The following is a 14,616-nucleotide window of genomic DNA, read 5'->3' on the forward strand; positions in this document are numbered from 1 at the left end:
GACACTGCGGGGTGACGCCTGCTGCGCGCCGGCGATTGTCGCGGTTGTGTCACGTGATGGCATTCACCGCGAACGACGGGAACCCGCCCCGGTGACGGTGGCCTCTTCCACCGTGGAACGGAACGGATCCCGCAGATCGTAAGAACTGGAGCAGCTCGTGACAACGCCGGACATAGCAGCGCGGCGCGCACTGGGGGCCTGTGCCGCCCTGATGATCGGCGCCCTGACCCTCACCGCGTGTGGTGGGAGCGCCAACGCCGACCACGACGACAAGGGGGGCAGCGACTCCTCCAAGGCGTCCGCCGCGAAGATCGTGATCTCGGCGAAGGACGGCTCGACCGGCGCGTCGATCAACACGACCGGCGTGAAGGTCAGCGACGGCAAGCTGACCGACGTGAAGATGACGGTGGCGGGGACCGGGCAGGCCGTGCCGGGTTCGCTGTCGGCCGACGGGGGCAGCTGGCAGCCGAAGGAGCAGCTGGAGCGAGGGACGAAGTATCAGATATCGGCCACCGCGAAGGATGCCGACGGGCGTACGGCCGCCGCCGACTCCCACTTCACCACGGTCACTCCGGCCAACAGCTTCATCGGGACGTACACCCCCGACGACGGCACCACGGTCGGTGTCGGCATGCCGGTGTCGTTCAACTTCGACAAGGCGATCAGCGACAAGAAGGCCGTGCAGTCGCACATCAAGGTCACCTCCAGCAGCGGGCAGAAGGTGGTCGGGCACTGGTTCGGGACGCAGCGGCTCGACTTCCGGCCCGCGGAGTACTGGAAGGCCGGCTCCAAGGTCACGATGAAGATCGACCTGGACGGCGTCGAGGGCGCGAACGGCGTGCGCGGGGTGCAGAAGAAGACGGTCACCTTCACCATCGGCCGCTCGCAGGTGTCCACCGTCGACGTCAACACGCAGACCATGACGGTCGTGCGCGACGGCAAGACCGTCAAGTCCGTTCCGATCTCGGCCGGCAGCTCGGAGTTCACCACGTACAACGGGCAGATGGTGATCTCCGAGAAGTTCACGAAGCTGCGGATGGACAGCAGGACCGTCGGCCTCGACAACGCGTACAACATCCCGGATGTGCCGCACGCCATGCGGCTGACGCAGTCGGGGACCTTCCTGCACGGCAACTACTGGTACAACAAGGGCAACCCGCCGTTCGGCAGCCAGGGCACCAGCCACGGCTGCGTCGGTCTGCGGGACGTGCAGGGCGGGCAGGGGGACACGCCTGCCAAGTGGTTCTACGACAACTCGCTCCTCGGCGACGTGGTGATCGTCAAGCACTCCCCCGACAAGACCGTGGCGCCGGACAACGGGCTCAACGGCTGGAACATGTCATGGAACGAGTGGGTCGCGGGCAGCGCCGCGTGACCCCGTGAAATACCGTCCCGGCAGGGATTCTTGACGGTTCGTCGGGCCGCGCGGGAACTTCTCGCGCGGTCCGCGCGTTTTACCGGACGTACGTTTTCTCGGTTCCCGGACATGATGTCCGCCCGAGGGGCTACGGTATGCACCCACAAGGTGACATGCAGCAACGCCGGGAGAAACCTTGAGCGTTCCGTACGAGACGGCAGCGTACGAACCACCCGAGTCGCCGGAGTCTCCTGAGGAGCACCTCGCGCGACTCCTCGGCCGTGCCCTGAACTCCTTCGAGCTGCCCGACGAGACGATACGGCGGCTGGACTGTGCGCTGGCTCATGACGGCTCGCTGCACTCCGCGCACCACAGCGCGGGGCTGCATCGCGAGACGTACCGGCACACCTGGCTGCTCGCCGACGGCTCGGCGCTCACGCTGTGGGAGCTCGTCCACAACACCGCGCGGGGCCGGGCGCCCCAGCACGAGGTGTACATCGACGAGGAGGAGCTGCGGGCCGCGACCGCGCGGCTGCCGTTGCCGCCGGACGCGCCGGACTTCGAACTGCCGGTGACGGTGCAGCTGTCGCCGATACCCGCGCCTCGGCACGCGTATGTGCCGGACGACTCGGCGGACCACGCGCGTCGGCTGCTGCGCCGGGCGGAGAACCACGACCGGCCGGACGCGGCGACGGCCGCGCTGCTGACCACGGCGTTCGCGCACCAGATCACGCAGGCGTTCGGGCGCCCGAGCCGCACCGGGCGCGCCGGCTTGTCCTTCTCGCTCTACGAGCACGCCTTCTTGCTGCAGGACGGCAAGGAGGTCTCCCTCTGGGAGGTCGAGCACACGGCCACACCGGATGGGCGGCACATGTGCGAGGTGTACGTCAGCGAGGACGCGGCACGAGATGCGATGGAGCGACGGGCGGCGCAGGTGTCGTAACACCGGCTCCACCGCACAGCGCAGGTGCCGTGCCGCCGGGTCCTCCGCTCAGCGACCGTCGCTGAGCTGTCGTACGAGTCCCGCGAAGGCGTCCCGTTCCGCCGGGGTGAGTTCCACGGCCTCCAACTCGGGGGAGGGCTGCCGCTGCTGTGGGAGCGCGGAGAGAGCCGGGCCCGTGCGCCACGGCGATGACTCGGTGCGGGCACGGCGCAGGACGCGGGTCAGGCCGATCACCCAGAGCACGGCCGCCAGGGCGAGGACGACCGGCCCCAGCAGCTGGAGGAACGAGACATGCTCAGGCATAAGCCCCAGTAGACACCACGGTCCGGGCCTTTGGGCCCGGACCGTGACGTATCTCGCAGGTGCCGTGAACAACTCACAGCGCCCCAAAGGGACAAGCGGGAGGCTTGCCCGGCGGAGGCTTACGCCGCCACCGGCTGCTTCGCCGCCGTGGTCTCGGCCGCCGGGGACTCGGCGGCCGAGGCCTCCGGCGCCGTCTTGCGCATGCCCTTCAGGAGGATGACCAGGCCGGCCGTGATCGCCGTACCGACCGCGATGGCCAGCAGGTAGAGGAACGGCTTGCCGATCAGGAAGGTGACCCAGATGCCGCCGTGCGGGGCGCGCAGGGTCGAGCCGAACGCCATGGTCAGCGCGCCGGTCACCGCGCCGCCCGCCATGGATGCGGGGATCACGCGCAGGGGGTCGGCGGCCGCGAACGGGATCGCGCCCTCGGAGATGAAGGAGGCGCCCAGCACCCAGGCCGCCTTGCCGTTCTCGCGCTCGGCCGTGGTGAACAGCTTCTTGCGGACCACGGTGGCCAGGGCCATGCCCAGCGGCGGGACCATACCCGCGGCCATCACGGCGGCCATGATCTTCATCGCGGAGTCGCTGGGGGACTGCACGGCGATACCGCCGGTGGCGAAGGCGTACGCGACCTTGTTGACCGGTCCGCCCAGGTCGAAGCACATCATCAGGCCGAGCAGGATGCCGAGCAGGACCGCGTTGGTGCCGGAGAGGCCGCTGAGCCAGTCGGTCATGCCCTTCTGCGCCTCGGCGATGGGCTTGCCGATGACGACGAACATCAGGAAGCCGACGACGATCGAGGAGAACAGCGGGATCACGACCACCGGCATGATGCCGCGCAGCACCGGCGGAATCTTGATCCGCTGGATGCCGAGGACGACCGCGCCGGCCAGCAGACCGGCGGCCAGACCACCGAGGAAGCCGGCGGCGATGTTGGAAGCGATCATTCCGCCGACGAACCCGGGGACGAGACCGGGGCGGTCCGCCATGCCGTACGCGATGTATCCGGCGAGGACCGGGATCAGGAAGCCGAAGGCCACGCCACCGATCTGGAACAGCAACGCCGCCCAGCTGTCGATCTGGATCCAGTCGAAGTGCTCGGTGACCGGCTTGGCCTCCGTGATGTCCCAGCCGCCGATCGCGAACCCGAGGGCGATCAGCAGACCGCCCGCCGCGACGAACGGGACCATGTAACTCACGCCGGACATCAGCCACTTGCGCAGCTTGGTGCCGTAGCCCTCGCCGGGCTCGCCGGCGCGCTCGACGGGGGTGCCGCCGGGCCTTGCCGCCGCGGTGACCTCGCCGCGGGCCGCCTTCTCGCGCACCTCGGCGATGAGTTCGGCCGGGCGGTTGATGCCCGCCTTCACGCCGACGTCGACGGTCGGCTTGCCGGCGAAGCGGTCCTTCTCCCGTACGGACACGTCGTGGGCGAAGATCACGCCGTCCGCCGCCGCGATGACGGCCGGGTCGAGCCGGGTGAAGCCGGCCGAGCCCTGCGTCTCGACGACGAGTTCGACGCCGGCCTCGCGGCCCGCGTTCTCCAGCGACTCGGCCGCCATGTACGTGTGGGCGATGCCGGTCGGGCAGGAGGTGACGGCGACGATACGGAAAGGGCGCTCGCCGGGCGTCTCGGCGGGGGCCTCGGAGGTGGTGCCCGTGGCGGCGTCGGCGGAGGCCGCCACCGACGACGCCACGGAGTCTTCGGAACCGGATGCGTGGGAGGCATCGGCGGCACCGGCCGCCGGGGGCTCCTCGCCCCGGATCAGCGCCGCCGCCGACGCCGCGTCGCCCGCCGACCGCAGCGCGTCCGTGAACTCGGCGTTCATCAGCTGACGGGCCAGCGACGACAGGATCGTCAGGTGGGCGTCGTCCGCGCCGGCGGGGGCGGCGATCAGGAAGATCAGGTCGGCAGGACCGTCCGCCGCACCGAAGTCGACACCGGCGGCGCTGCGCCCGAAGGCGAGCGTCGGCTCGGTGACGTGCTCGCTGCGGCAGTGCGGGATGCCGATGCCGCCGTCGAGGCCGGTCGGCATCTGCGCCTCGCGGGCGGCCACGTCGGCGAGGAAGCCGTCCAGGTCGGTCACCCGGCCCAGGGCCACCATGCGCTCGGCGAGGGCGCGCGCCGCCGCTTCCTTGGTGTCGGCGGACAGGTCGAGATCGACCAGGTCCGCGGTGATCATGTCGCTCATCGCGGGCTCCTTCGCTCGCGTATCGCCCGGGGAGTCTGGTGGGCGGGGAAGGGGACGGGGGTGCGGTGGGGGGTGACAGGCGTGGAGTGGGGGGTGGGGGAGGCGAGGTCGGGGAAAACCCGCCTCCCCCGGGCGGCAGAGCGGCTCAGGTGGCCCTGCCGTCCGTCGGCGGGCGTGAGTAACGCCGAGCTTCGCCGCTTACGGACCGGATCGGCAAGAACTGTGACAACCACGACATTCGTCATGACACCGGCTCCTTCAGTACGCGATCCACCGGCACCTCGGCCGTGACCGTCACCGCGGCCAGGTCCAGGTCACCCGGGGACGGCATCACACTGCCGGGGAGTTGTACGGCCGCCGCGCCATGGGCGACCGCCGAGGCGAGGGCCTCCGGGCCGCTGCCGCCGGCGATCAGGAAACCGGCGAGGGAGGAGTCGCCCGCGCCGACATTGCTGCGTACGACGTCGACGCGCGCGCTGGCGAACCAGGCGCCCGCGTCGTCCACCAGCAGCTGCCCGTCGGCGCCCAGGCTCGCGAGTACGGCGCGCGCGCCCATCTCGCGCAACTCCTCGGCCGCCTTCATCGCGTCGCCCACGGTGGTCAGGGGACGCCCGACGGCCTCCGCGAGCTCCTCGGCGTTCGGCTTCACCACGTCGGGCCGCGCGCGCAGGGCTTCGAGGAGGGCGCGCCCGGAGGTGTCCAGCGCGATCCGCGCGCCGCCCGCGTGCGCCCGGGCGACCACATCGGCGTACCAGGATGGCGCGAGCCCGCGCGGCAGGCTGCCGCAGCAGGCGATCCAGTCGGCGCCGCCCGACTGCTCGCGGACCGTCTCCAGGAGCAGCTCCTGCTCGGCCGCGGACAGCTCGGGACCGGGCGCGTTGATCTTCGTCAGTACGCCGTCCGACTCCGCGAGCGCGATGTTCGAGCGGGTGGCCCCGGCGACCGGGACCGGCGCCACCTCGATGCCCTGCGCGTCGAGCAGGTCGGCGACGAGCGCGCCGGGCGCACCCCCCAGGGGCAGTACCGCGACCGTGCGCTGCCCGGCCGCCGTGACGGCGCGCGAGACGTTCACGCCCTTGCCGCCCGGGTCCATGCGCTCGCCGGTGGCGCGTATGACCTCGCCGCGGTCGAGGGACGGGACCTCGTACGTGCGGTCCAGGGACGGGTTCGGGGTGACGGTGAGGATCATGCGCGCACTACTTCCGTGCCGCCGCGCTCGATCGCGGTGGCGTCTTCGGGGCTCAGCCCGCTGTCGGTGATCAGCAGGTCCACGTCGCTCAGGTCACCGAAGCGGGCGAAGTGCTCCTGGCCGTGCTTGGAGGAGTCGGCGAGGAGGACGACGCGGCGGGCGGCGGCCACGGCCGCCCGCTTCACCGCGGCCTCGGCGAGGTCGGGGGTGGTCAGACCGTGCTCGGCGGAGAAGCCGTTGGCGGCGACGAAGAGGACGTCGGCGCGGATCTCGCCGTACGCGCGCAGCGCCCAGGCGTCCACGGCGGCGCGCGTACGGTGCCGTACGCGCCCCCCGACCAGGTGGAGCTGGATGCCCGGGTGGTCCGCGAGACGGGCCGCGATGGGCAGGCTGTGCGTGACGACGGTGAGGGACGTCTCCAGCGGCAGCGCTGCGGCGAGGCGGGCCACCGTCGTACCGGCGTCGAGGATCATCGTGCCCTCGGTCGGCAGCTCGGCGAGGGCCGCCTTCGCGACGCGGTCCTTCTCGTCGGCCGCCGTCGACTCGCGCTCGGCGAGATCCGGCTCGAAGTCCAGGCGCCCGGCCGGGATCGCACCACCGTGCACCCGGCGCACGAGCCCGGCGCGGTCTAGCGCCTTCAGGTCCCGGCGGATCGTCTCCGCCGTCACCTGGAACTCCTCGGCCAGCGACAGGACGTCCACTCGGCCGCCGTCACGAGCCAGCCGGAGGATCTCCTGCTGCCGCTCCGGTGCGTACATGTCCGTTCGCCTCCGAACTGTGCCCGAACTTGTGGTTTCAGCGGGAGGCTACGCCCAGATTTCTGGAAAGTAAACAGGTTCGGGCTCAATCGGGCATGGTCGGGCTTCCGAAGTGGGCAGGCGCGGCAGGAAGGGGGACGGCACGGCAGGAAGGGGGACGGCGAGGGGCCCGGCACCGAAGTGCCGGGCCCTCCCCCGCTCCCTGGACATCGCCCTCAGGACACCAGCGCGGGTTCCTTGGACATCGCCCTCAGGACACCAGCGCGGGCTCCTTCGCCGTCGTCGGCGACGGCTCCTCGGCCGCTCCCTCGATGTGCTGCGCCGGGCGCCCCGGCAGCGCGAACATCAGCAGGAAGATGACGCCCATCACCGCGGCCACCCACCCGAGGGCGTGCTGGAAACCGTCCGCGAAGGCCAGGCCCGCCGCCGTACGCTCCCTGGCCTCGGTCAGCCGGTCGTCGACGACCCCGAAGAAGACCACCGAGACCAGGCCGAGGCCGAGCGCGTTGCCCATCTGCTGGACGGTGCTGATCAGTCCCGACGCCGAACCCGCGTGCTCGCGCGGCACCTCCGACAGGATCGCGTCCGTCAGCGGAGCCACGATCAGCCCCATGCCTACGCCCATGACGACCAGGGGCAGAGCCATCTGCCAGGGGGTGATGGACAGGCCGTAGTGGCCGGACTCCCAGATGTAGAGCAGCACGCCGATCGCCATCACCAGCGCGCCTGCCTGGAGCACCTTGCGGCCGAAGCGCGGGACCAGCTTCTGCACGGACATGCCGGCCGCCGTCGAGACGGCGATCGAGAACGGGATGCCGGTCAGGCCGGCCTTCAGCGGGCTCCAGCCCAGGCCGAACTGCATGTACAGCGTCCAGACCAGGAAGAAGATGCCGAGCGCCACGCCGAAGACGGTCTGTACGGCGATGCCGGCCGCGAAGCTCTTCACCTTGAACAGGGACAGTTCGATGAGCGGGAAGCCGTCGCGGGCGGTCTTCCACTTCTCGTACGCCACCAGCGCCGCGAGGACGACGAGTGCGCCGGCCATCGACACGTACCCCCACGTCGGCCAGCCCAGCTCGCGGCCGCGGGTCAGCGGATAGAGCAGCATCAGCAGGCCGAGGATGACAAGCGCGACGCCGACGAGGTCGAGCTTCAACGCCTTCGGCGCCTTCGACTCGGTGATGAAGCGGCTGCCCAGGATCAGGCCCGCGATGCCGACCGGGAGGTTGATCAGGAAGATCGGGCGCCATTCGAGGCCGAAGAGGTTCCACTCCGTCAGGAGTGCGCCGAGGAGGGGGCCGGTGACCGCGCCGAGGCCGACCACCGCCCCGAACAGGCCGAAGACCTTGCCGCGTTCGTGCGCCGGGAACGTGGCGTGCACGATCGACAGGACCTGCGGGACCATCAGCGCCGCCATCGCACCCTGCAGGATGCGGGAGGCGACCAGCATCTCCGGGTTCACGGCGAAGCCGCACAGGGCGGAGGCGACGGTGAAGCCGCCGATGCCGATCAGGAACAGCCGCTTACGGCCGTGGATGTCACCGAGTCGGCCGCCCGTGATCAGGCCGGCGGCGAAGGCGAGGGCGTAGCCGGCGGTGATCCACTGGATCTGGCTGAACGTCGCGCCCGCCTCACGTTGGATCGACGGGATCGCGACGTTGACGATCGTGACGTCGACCAAGTCCATGAAGGCCGCGGTCATCACGATGGCCAGGGCGAACCATCGGCGGCGGTCGGCTGTGGCCGCCGTGGCCGCGGTGGCCGCCGTGGCGGCGGTGGCGGCGGTGGTGGCCGCCGTGGCGGGCTGTGCGCCGGGGTGGGGCAGGGGTGATGGTTCGGTCTCGGCTGAGGTCCTTGAGGTCATGGGTTGAAGCTATGTCTTCATTAGGTCAGATCACGTCCTAGTTGTGCGGCATCCTCGGAATCATGACGACGGATACTCCGGCACGGCTCCTGACGCTCCTCTCCCTTCTTCAGACGCCCCGCGAGTGGCCCGGCGGTGAACTCGCCGATCGGCTCGGGGTGTCCCGGCGCACGGTGCGGCGCGACATCGACCGGCTACGGGAACTGGGGTATCCCGTGCAGGCGACCAAGGGGGCCGAGGGTGGTTACCGGCTCGTGGCGGGCAAGGCGATGCCACCGCTCGTCCTGGACGACGAGGAGGCTGTGGCGATCGCGGTCGGGCTGCGGGCCGGGGCCGGGCATGCGGTGGAGGGGGTGGAGGAGGCGTCCGTTCGGGCGCTGGCGAAACTGGAGCAGGTGCTGCCGGCGCGGCTGCGGCACCGGGTGACGACGCTTCAGGCCGCGACCACGCCGCTGACCAGTGGGGACGGGGCGAGTATCGCGCCCGAGACGCTGACCGTGATGGCATCGTGCGTGGCGGGGCGGGAGCGGTTGCGGTTCGCGTATCGGGCGGGGGACGGGACGGAGTCGCGTCGCTTGACCGAGCCGTATCGGCTGGTGTCCACGGGGCGGCGTTGGTACCTCGTCGCGTACGACCTCGACCGGGAGGACTGGCGGACGTTTCGGGTGGACCGGGTGAGCGAGCCGTTCGCGACGGGGGCGCGGTTCGCTCCGCGGGAGTTGCCGACGGGGAGTGCGGCGGAGTATTTGCGGCAGTCGATGTGGCGGCGGCAGGAGACGTACGAGTTCTCGGTGACGTTCGAGGCGCCTGCGGAGTTTGTCGCGGCTCGGTTGCCGGGGTGGTTGGGGGTGCCCGAGCCTGTCGACGGGCGGCGGTGTCGGCTGCGGGGTACGGGTGGGGACGCCGTGGAGTGGATGGCGGTGCGGTTGGCGATGGTGGACTGCGAGTTCGTGGTGGAGTCGCCGGAGGAACTGGTGCGGTGTGTGCGGGAGTTGGGGGGGCGGTTGAGTCGGGCCGGTGCCTCCGGCGGTTAGGCGGGGGTGCCTGCGGCGGCCTGTGCGGGTGAGTGGGGGTGCGTGTCGGGTGCCTGCGGCGCCTGTGCCGGTTCGGTGGGGGTGCGGGTAGCGCCTGCGGGTGGGGTGTGGGTCGGGGCCGTGCCGGGGGGTGTCCGTCCTCGGTCGGGCGGTGGTCGTTGCGCTGGAGGTGCCGTGTCTTGACGCCCGACTCTGCGGGCGGACACCCCCCCCGGCACGTCCCCTTGCCGCCGTACGCGGGTGCGGGCTGTCCCCCGCCTCGGTTGCGGGCTGTCGTACGTCGCAGGCGTGGGCTGTTCCGCGCTTCGGTTGCGGGCTGTCGTACGTCGCAGGCGTGGGCTGTTCCGCGCTTCGGTTGCGGGCTGTCGTACGTCGCAGGCGTGGGCTGTTCCGCGCTTCGGTTGCGGGCTGTCGTACGTCGCAGCCGTGGGCTGTTCCGCGCTTCGGTTGCGGGCTGTGTCCTGCGTCGCAGCCGCAGGCCATCCCGCCGTAGCCGCAGGCCATCCCAGGCCCCAGCCGCAGGTCGTCCCTCGCCCCAGCCGCAAGCAGTCCCGCGCCTCGGCCGCGGGTCGTCCCGCGCCCCAGCCCCGGGTCATCCCACAGCTCAGTGGCCGACCATCCCGCCTCAGCCGCGGGCAGTCCCGCCTCAGCCCCGCGGGCCGTCCCGCCCAATCCGCGGGCAGTCGTGCCGCTGGGGCGGCACGGGTGGGCGCGGGCGGTGCCCCGTCAGTGCCGGGCTGCGCGACCCACCCCGCCCAGCCCGCACGCCGGGCAAGCCACACAGCGAACGGCACCTGTGACTCGGCCTGGTCGACGCGGTCACCTCGGCCCAGCCGGCGCAGCCGACCGTGCCCGGGGCTATCGCGCCGTCGTCGTCACGCGCTCACTCTCGATGCGCTTGGCCAGGGACTCCTCGTCCAGGGATTCGAGGTGGCGGCACAGGACCACCGAGCCGTCGGTCGCCAGCGCCGCGTACAGGCCGGCGTTGAGGCCCTCCCAGGTGTCGTAGGGAAGGGACGACAGGATGCGGGAGCCCGGGCCCGTGAGGCCCAGCCCCGTCGCCTCGGCGCGGGCGCGTTCGACGACCTCGGCGCCGCTGAACTCCCGGCCGGCCACGATCAGTGCGGGATCCTCGGGGTCGACCGGCGCGTACGGGGCGAAACGGTCGCCCTGGCTCGGCACTTCCACGGCGTAGTCGGCGAAGCCCGCCGGCGGCTGCGGAAAGCGGCCCCCCAGCGGCCGTAGCGCCAATGCGACCCGCTCCCCCCGGCACGCCCGCGCCGCCTCCAGCGTGTCCGGCCCGCTCACGACCACGTCGGCCGCCGCCGGATCCCCGCCCACGTCCGCGATCGTGCCCACCGACGAACACGCCAGCAGCCAGACCGCCGTCTGCCAATGGGTGGGCAGCAGCAGCGTGACCCGGTCACCCGGCCCGGCCCCGAGGTCGCCCTGGAGCAGATTCGCGGTCTTGGCCACCCAATTGGCGAAGGTGGTCACGGACAATTCGACGCGTTCCCCGGTGGCGTCGTCGTAGAAGGTCACCAGGGGACGTCCGGGATCCGCGGCGAGCGCGGAACGCAGCAGGTCGGCAGGGGTGCGATCGGTGGCGTTCACCCGTGCAAGCGTACGCGGCCACACAGGCGCGCACCCCCGGTTGGCGGCACCCTGCCACCACCGGTTCGGGCGAATCGGGCGCCGACACTCCGTCAACTCCCAGATGGACAGCTTTGTATGACTATGTCCAACATCTGGGGTATGCGTGGATTCCTTGCTTCCTCGATCGGTGTCACGTGCGCGGCCGCTCTGGCCCTCCCGCTCACCCCACCCGCCGTCGCGTCGACCGCGAGACCGGCGTTCAGTGCGGAAGCGGCCACGCGCGGGGAGGCGGTGGCCGGGCCGGCGGTGCGTCAGGAGGACGCCGAGTCGTACGTCCCCGGCAGCACCCAGTCGATGCCCCTCGCCCCGCTCACACCCCTCGCCCGTGACCGCGTCGTCGGCGCCCCCGCCATAGAGGGCCTGTCCCCACGAGACGTACGACACTTCTCCCTCGTAGGCGTCGTCTGGGACGACCCGGACGCCGAACTGCACGGCCGCGTCCAGGTCCGCACCCGCGCCGTGGGCACGGGCACCTGGTCCGACTGGCAGGACGTCGAGACGCACAACGGCGAGCACGCGGCCGACCCCGGCAGCGTCGAACGCACCTCCGGCCGGGTGCGCGGCTCCACGGCGCCGTTGTGGGTCGGGGAGTCGGACGCCGTGGAGGTGCGGGTGACGGCACAGGCTGTCGGGGCCGGGTCCAAGGACGGCGCGCCGGGGCCGGGCAGTGATGATCCGACCCCGCCGGGCGGCACCGGCGTCGTCTCTCCGCTCCCCGCCGGCCTCCGCCTCGAACTCGTCGATCCCGGTGAACCCGCCCCCACGTCGGACGACCCCGGCGCCCCCCGCCCCGGCTCACTGCAGACCGAGACCACGGAGACCGCCGAGGCCCTCGGCGCCTCCGCCGCCGACACGGCCGCCTCCGCCGCCAACGCCGAACTCGCGCCCCTCGGCGTCGCGGCGATCCCCGCGCTCGGCCGGGCCGAGACCGAACGGGAGCTGCTGGCGCTGCGCGGTGACCAGTTGACGCAGGCGCAGCAGGCGAAGCCGTACATCGGGCCGCGGCCGCGCATCGTCACACGGCGCGGCTGGGGCGCGAACGAGGGGTGGCGGGAGCGGCAGTTCGTCTACACGAAGAAGGTGAAGGCGGCCTTCGTGCATCACACGGCGACCGGCAGCAAGTACTGGTGCTCGCAGGTCCCCTCGCTCATTCGCGGTATCTACCGCTACCACGTCAAGAGCATGGGCTGGCGCGACATCGGCTACAACTTCCTCGTCGACAAGTGCGGAAACATCTACGAGGGACGCGCCGGGGGAGTGGCGAAGCCGGTCCTGGGTGCCCACACTCTCGGTTTCAACACCAACAGCATGGGGATCGCCGTTCTCGGCAGCTACGGCTCCACCAAGCCGACCAAGGCGTCGGTGAAGGCCGTGGCCCGGCTCACGGCATGGAAACTGGGTCTCTTCGGCGTCAATCCGCGCGGAAAGACGTACCTGAAGTCCGCCGGTGGCAATCTCTACCGAAAGGGAAAGAACGTACGGCTGAATGCGATCTCCGGCCATCGGGACGGCTTCCTGACGGAGTGCCCGGGACGGCAGCTCTACCGCAAGCTCGGCACGGCCCGCGCCACGGCGGCCCGCTACCAGGGACGTTGAGCCGGGGGAGGGCTGACCGGGTACGCGAGTAGACGAGGTACACGGAGTACACGGAGTACACGGGGATGCATTCACCGCCGTCGGGGGGCAAGAGGCGGAACGCCGCACTGCCGACGAGGGCGCCGTACAACGGTCTGCATACACTGGCCGGCCGAAAGACAGTTCGGCCGGTCCCGGCAGGAAGCAGAGACGACAGGTGACAGAAGCGATCCTCCTGGTCGGCGGCAAGGGCACTCGGCTGCGCCCGCTCACCGTGCACACGCCCAAGCCCATGGTCCGGGCGGCCGGAGTCCCCTTCCTCACGCACCAGTTGGCGAGAGCGAGAGCCGCGGGCGTCGAGCACATCGTCCTGGCGACGTCGTACTTGGCCGAGGTCTTCGAGCCGTACTTCGGCGACGGCTCCGCGCTCGGACTCCACCTGGAGTACGTGACGGAGGAGGAGCCCCTCGGCACGGGCGGCGCGATCCGCAACGTGGCGTCCCGGCTGCACTCCGCGCCCGACGACCCGGTCCTCATCTTCAACGGCGACATCCTGACCGGCCTGGACATCAAGGCACTGGTCCGCACCCACGAGTCGACCGGCGCGGACGTCTCCCTCCACCTGACGAAGGTGACGGACCCGAGGGCGTACGGCTTGGTCCCCACGGACGAGACGGGCCGCGTAACAGCCTTCCTGGAGAAGCCACAGACCCCCGAAGAAATCGTCACCGACCAGATCAACGCGGGTGCGTACGTCTTCCGCCGCTCGCTCATCGACACGATCCCGGCGAACCGTCCGGTCTCGGTGGAGCGCGAGACCTTCCCGGACCTCCTCTCCGCCGGAGCCCACCTCCAGGGCATGGTCGACTCCACCTACTGGCTGGACCTGGGCACTCCGGCCGCCTTCGTCCGCGGCTCGGCCGACCTCGTCCTGGGCCGCGCCCCGTCCCCCGCGGTCCCCGGCCGCTGCGGCGACCGCCTGATCCTCCCCACGGCCACGGTCGCCCCCGACGCCAAGCTGACGGGCGGCACGGTGGTGGGCGAGGGCGCGTTCGTCGCGGAGGGTGCGAGGGTCTTCGGCAGCACGATCCTCCCCGGCGCCGTCATCGAACCCGGCGCGATCATCACCGACTCCCTCATCGGCACCCGCGCCCGCGTCGGCGAACGCTCCGTCCTCACCGGCACGGTCATCGGCGACGGCGCGGTGATCGGCGCCGACAACGAGCTGGGGGAGGGTGCACGGGTGTGGTGCGACGCCCGAATCCCGGCGGGAGCGGTCCGCTTCTCACCGGACCTGTAGAACACCACCTCGCAACGCCGGCCCGTGCATCCCAGCCGGCCCGGCGGGGTCTCTCCCGTGTGGCGCTGGGGTCTCCGTTCCACGGCACCAACGGCCACGTCCCGGCGCCGGCCGGTATCACTCAGCCCGTCCGGCGTTTGAGGAGGAGGCCGCACCGTCCCTGGCTCCCTCCCACCCGCTGAGGGCTGGGCGTGGGGGCGCCGACCGTCGCGTCTCAGTGCCGGCCGGCATCCTTCAGCCCGTCCGGCGTTAGAGGAAGAGGCCGCACCGTCCCTGGCTCCCTCCCACCCGCCGGGGGCTGGGCGTCGGGGCGCCGACCGTCGTGTTTGAGTGCCGGCCGGCGTCATCCAGCCCGTCCGGCGTTTGAGGACGAGGCCCGTTCAGGGCCGAAGCGGGGGTCTGGGGGCCGCAGGCCCCCAGGAGGGCGGGGTCGAAGGGGCGGCAGCCC

11 protein-coding genes are annotated in these 14,616 nt (G+C 71.5%); 5 read left to right on the forward strand and 6 right to left on the reverse strand.

Annotated elements, in window-relative coordinates; genetic code table 11:
- Nucleotides 1–157 precede the first annotated feature (157 nt).
- The gene (locus ACTMVF_RS07340) at nt 158–1,375 is read left to right on the forward strand and encodes a L,D-transpeptidase (protein ID WP_441270114.1); all 1,218 of its coding nucleotides are present in this window, start codon (nt 158–160) and stop codon (nt 1,373–1,375) included.
- A gap of 178 nt (nt 1,376–1,553) precedes the next feature.
- Entirely contained in the window at nt 1,554–2,300 is a 747-nt protein-coding gene (locus tag ACTMVF_RS07345; protein WP_441270115.1) for a DUF6227 family protein, read from the forward strand.
- Between the two features lie 48 nt (nt 2,301–2,348).
- Here the strand turns inward: ACTMVF_RS07345 and ACTMVF_RS07350 are convergent, their stop codons facing one another.
- The 5 genes from ACTMVF_RS07350 to ACTMVF_RS07370 all read right to left on the reverse strand — a co-directional run bounded on the left by ACTMVF_RS07350 (nt 2,349) and on the right by ACTMVF_RS07370 (nt 8,441).
- Nucleotides 2,349–2,603, reverse strand: coding sequence for a hypothetical protein (locus ACTMVF_RS07350; RefSeq protein ID WP_441270116.1), 255 nt, complete (start codon nt 2,601–2,603; stop codon nt 2,349–2,351).
- A gap of 119 nt (nt 2,604–2,722) precedes the next feature.
- Nucleotides 2,723–4,792, reverse strand: coding sequence for a PTS fructose transporter subunit IIABC (locus ACTMVF_RS07355; protein ID WP_441270117.1), 2,070 nt, complete (start codon nt 4,790–4,792; stop codon nt 2,723–2,725).
- 241 nt (nt 4,793–5,033) lie between these two features.
- Nucleotides 5,034–5,981, reverse strand: a complete 948-nt coding sequence (pfkB, locus tag ACTMVF_RS07360; RefSeq protein WP_441270118.1) for a 1-phosphofructokinase — start codon at nt 5,979–5,981, stop codon at nt 5,034–5,036.
- Nucleotides 5,978–6,739 (reverse strand): DeoR/GlpR family DNA-binding transcription regulator, encoded by a 762-nt coding sequence (locus ACTMVF_RS07365; RefSeq protein ID WP_093904668.1) that lies wholly within the window; start codon nt 6,737–6,739, stop codon nt 5,978–5,980. The genes pfkB and ACTMVF_RS07365 overlap by 4 nt, the downstream gene beginning before the upstream one ends.
- Before the next feature lie 250 nt (nt 6,740–6,989).
- Nucleotides 6,990–8,441: an MFS transporter gene (locus tag ACTMVF_RS07370; protein WP_441270152.1), complete on the reverse strand. Its 1,452-nt coding sequence runs from the start codon at nt 8,439–8,441 to the stop codon at nt 6,990–6,992.
- Between the two features lie 224 nt (nt 8,442–8,665).
- On the opposite strand from ACTMVF_RS07370, the gene ACTMVF_RS07375 reads away from it, so the two are divergent.
- A complete protein-coding gene (locus tag ACTMVF_RS07375; RefSeq protein WP_441270119.1) occupies nt 8,666–9,637 on the forward strand; it encodes a helix-turn-helix transcriptional regulator in 972 nt (323 codons plus the stop codon).
- A gap of 858 nt (nt 9,638–10,495) precedes the next feature.
- On the opposite strand, the gene ACTMVF_RS07380 is transcribed toward ACTMVF_RS07375, so the two are convergent.
- Nucleotides 10,496–11,251 carry a TIGR03089 family protein gene (locus ACTMVF_RS07380; protein WP_441269930.1) on the reverse strand — a complete coding sequence of 252 codons (756 nt, stop codon included), beginning with the start codon at nt 11,249–11,251 and terminating at the stop codon, nt 10,496–10,498.
- A gap of 141 nt (nt 11,252–11,392) precedes the next feature.
- Here ACTMVF_RS07380 and ACTMVF_RS07385 point away from each other — a divergent pair, with 141 nt between their 5' ends.
- Nucleotides 11,393–12,889: an N-acetylmuramoyl-L-alanine amidase gene (locus ACTMVF_RS07385; protein WP_441269929.1), complete on the forward strand. Its 1,497-nt coding sequence runs from the start codon at nt 11,393–11,395 to the stop codon at nt 12,887–12,889.
- Nucleotides 12,890–13,085: 196 nt separating this feature from the next.
- Complete coding sequence (locus tag ACTMVF_RS07390) at nt 13,086–14,168, forward strand: sugar phosphate nucleotidyltransferase (RefSeq protein ID WP_441269928.1); 1,083 nt, start codon at nt 13,086–13,088, stop codon at nt 14,166–14,168.
- Nucleotides 14,169–14,616: the final 448 nt, after the last annotated feature.

Origin of the sequence: Streptomyces sp. SD31, from assembly GCF_052068475.1 — a bacterium.
Lineage (GTDB): Bacteria > Actinomycetota > Actinomycetes > Streptomycetales > Streptomycetaceae > Streptomyces.

Bases quoted from the DNA above. Each gene is read 5' to 3' on its own strand.
- ACTMVF_RS07350 (WP_441270116.1), bottom strand. From the start codon at position 2,603: ATGCCTGAGCATGTCTCGTTCCTCCAGCTGCTGGGGCCGGTCGTCCTC.
- ACTMVF_RS07355 (WP_441270117.1), bottom strand. From the start codon at position 4,792: ATGAGCGACATGATCACCGCGGACCTGGTCGATCTCGACCTGTCCGCC.
- pfkB (WP_441270118.1), bottom strand. From the start codon at position 5,981: ATGATCCTCACCGTCACCCCGAACCCGTCCCTGGACCGCACGTACGAG.
- ACTMVF_RS07365 (WP_093904668.1), bottom strand. From the start codon at position 6,739: ATGTACGCACCGGAGCGGCAGCAGGAGATCCTCCGGCTGGCTCGTGAC.
- ACTMVF_RS07370 (WP_441270152.1), bottom strand. From the start codon at position 8,441: ATGACCGCGGCCTTCATGGACTTGGTCGACGTCACGATCGTCAACGTC.
- ACTMVF_RS07375 (WP_441270119.1), top strand. From the start codon at position 8,666: ATGACGACGGATACTCCGGCACGGCTCCTGACGCTCCTCTCCCTTCTT.
- ACTMVF_RS07385 (WP_441269929.1), top strand. From the start codon at position 11,393: ATGCGTGGATTCCTTGCTTCCTCGATCGGTGTCACGTGCGCGGCCGCT.